Here is a 3027-nt window from a genome sequence, read left to right as displayed (position 1 = left end):
TTGAGATGCGATTAGTTTTAAGGAGGCGAGACGCCGTGAGGTGGACATGAAGAGCGTCGTCGGCAGCGTCAGATGTGTATAAGAGACAGGATCTCAACCGTGTGCATAAAACACACCTGTTATAGGATCAAGCCTTACGGGCAATTAGTATCAGTTAGCTCAGTACATTACTGTACGTGCACACCTGACCTATCAACGTCCTGGTCTTGAACGACCCTTCAAGGGGCTCGAAGCCCCGGGGATATCTCATCTTAAGGCGAGTTTCCCGCTTAGATGCTTTCAGCGGTTATCTCTTCCGAACATAGCTACCCGGCGATGCCACTGGCGTGACAACCGGTACACCAGAGGTTCGTCCACTCCGGTCCTCTCGTACTAGGAGCAGCCCCCTTCAAATATCCAGCGCCCACGGCAGATAGGGACCAAACTGTCTCACGACGTTTTAAACCCAGCTCACGTACCTCTTTAAATGGCGAACAGCCATACCCTTGGGACCGGCTACAGCCCCAGGATGAGATGAGCCGACATCGAGGTGCCAAACACCGCCGTCGATATGAACTCTTGGGCGGTATCAGCCTGTTATCCCCAGAGTACCTTTTATCCGTTGAGCGATGGCCCTTCCATACAGAACCACCGGATCACTATGACCTGCTTTCGCACCTGTTCGACTTGTCAGTCTCACAGTCAAGCACGCTTATGCCATTGCACTATCAGCACGATTTCCGACCGTACCTAGCGTACCTTCGTACTCCTCCGTTACACTTTGGGAGGAGACCGCCCCAGTCAAACTGCCTACCATGCACTGTCCCCGATCCGGATTACGGACCAAGGTTAGAACCTCAAACAGATCAGGGTGGTATTTCAAGGACGGCTCCACGGAAACTAGCGTTCCCGCTTCACAGCCTCCCACCTATCCTACACAGACCGGTTCAAAGTCCAATGCAAAGCTACAGTAAAGGTTCATGGGGTCTTTCCGTCTAGCCGCGGGGAGATTGCATCATCACAAACACTTCAACTTCGCTGAGTCTCGGGAGGAGACAGTGTGGCCATCGTTACGCCATTCGTGCAGGTCGGAACTTACCCGACAAGGAATTTCGCTACCTTAGGACCGTTATAGTTACGGCCGCCGTTTACCGGGACTTCAATCAAGAGCTTGCACCCCATCATTTAATCTTCCGGCACCGGGCAGGCGTCACACCCTATACGTCCACTTTCGTGTTTGCAGAGTGCTGTGTTTTTATTAAACAGTCGCAGCCACCAGTTTATTGCAACCCCTTCACCCTTTGCGCGCAGGCGCATCAAGCTACAGGGGCGTACCTTATCCCGAAGTTACGGTACCAATTTGCCGAGTTCCTTCTCCCGAGTTCTCTCAAGCGCCTTAGAATACTCATCTCGCCCACCTGTGTCGGTTTGCGGTACGGTCACTGTGAAACTGAAGCTTAGAGGCTTTTCCTGGAACCCCTTCCAGTTGCTTCGCTTCCGAAGAAGCTCGCGCCACACCCTTGAGTCCTGTGCCCGGATTTGCCAAAGCACCCTCTTCAATGCAGCGACCGGGACTTCCAACACCCGGACAACCTTCCGCGATCCGTCCCCCCATCGCATTTCACAATGGTGCAGAAATATTAATCTGCTTCCCATCAGCTACGCATTTCTGCCTCGCCTTAGGGGCCGACTCACCCTACGCCGATGAACGTTGCGTAGGAAACCTTGGGCTTACGGCGAGGGGGCCTTTCACCCCCTTTATCGCTACTCATGTCAGCATTCGCACTTCCGATACCTCCAGCACACTTTCCAGTGCACCTTCGCAGGCTTACGGAACGCTCTCCTACCATGCGAGACTAGCTCGCATCCGCAGCTTCGGTATATGGCTTAGCCCCGTTACATCTTCCGCGCAGGACGACTCGATCAGTGAGCTATTACGCTTTCTTTAAAGGATGGCTGCTTCTAAGCCAACCTCCTGACTGTTTTAGCCTTCCCACTTCGTTTCCCACTTAGCCATATTTGGGGACCTTAGCTGGCGGTCTGGGTTGTTTCCCTCTTGACACCGGACGTTAGCACCCGATGTCTGTCTCCCGTGATTGCACTCTTCGGTATTCGGAGTTTGCTATGGCGTAGTAATCCGCAATGGACCCCACAACCATGACAGTGCTCTACCCCCGAAGGTGATACACGAGGCACTACCTAAATAGTTTTCGGAGAGAACCAGCTATTTCCAGGTTTGTTTAGCCTTTCACCCCTATCCACAGCTCATCCCCTAACTTTTCAACGTTAGTGGGTTCGGTCCTCCAGCACGTGTTACCGTGCCTTCAACCTGGCCATGGATAGATCACCTGGTTTCGGGTCTACACCCAGCGACTGATCGCCCTGTTCGGACTCGCTTTCGCTACGCCTGCCCTAATCGGTTAAGCTTGCCACTGAATGTAAGTCGCTGACCCATTATACAAAAGGTACGCCGTCACCCCTTGCGAGGCTCCGACTGTTTGTATGCATGCGGTTTCAGGATCTGTTTCACTCCCCTCCCGGGGTTCTTTTCGCCTTTCCCTCACGGTACTGGTTCACTATCGGTCGATCACGAGTATTTAGCCTTGGAGGATGGTCCCCCCATCTTCAGACAGGATTTCACGTGTCCCGCCCTACTTGTCGTACACCTAGTTCTTCCATGCTGTTTTCGTCTACAGGGCTATCACCTGCTATGGCTGCACTTTCCAGAGCATTCGACTAACAGTACAGATAAAGAGTACAGGCTGGTCCCATTTCGCTCGCCACTACTCTGGGAATCTCGGTTGATTTCTTTTCCTGCGGTTACTTAGATGTTTCAGTTCACCGCGTTCGCTTCACGTAGCCTATGTATTCAGCTACGGATACTCCATAAGGAGTGGGTTTCCCCATTCGGATATCGGTGGATCAAAGCTCGTTTGCCAGCTCCCCACCGCTTTTCGCAGGCTACCGCCTGTCTCTTATACACAGCTACAGATTCCGCAGACCCCTATCTTGTACATCACGTTCTTACACTCGATCAGTACATAACAA

The 3027-nt window shown here is 52.6% G+C and carries 1 rRNA gene; it reads right to left on the bottom strand.

The features are described 5' to 3' along the window. Positions 1 to 123: 123 nt before the first annotated feature. Positions 124 to 2994 (bottom strand): 23S ribosomal RNA (locus CI15_RS16805). Positions 2995 to 3027 lie beyond the last annotated feature (33 nt).

It is taken from the genome of Paraburkholderia monticola, assembly GCF_001580545.1.
GTDB classification, from domain to species: Bacteria; Pseudomonadota; Gammaproteobacteria; order Burkholderiales; family Burkholderiaceae; genus Paraburkholderia; species Paraburkholderia monticola.
The sequence above is the reverse complement of the archived record's forward strand: the minus strand, read 5'-3'. Positions and strand labels throughout refer to the sequence as shown.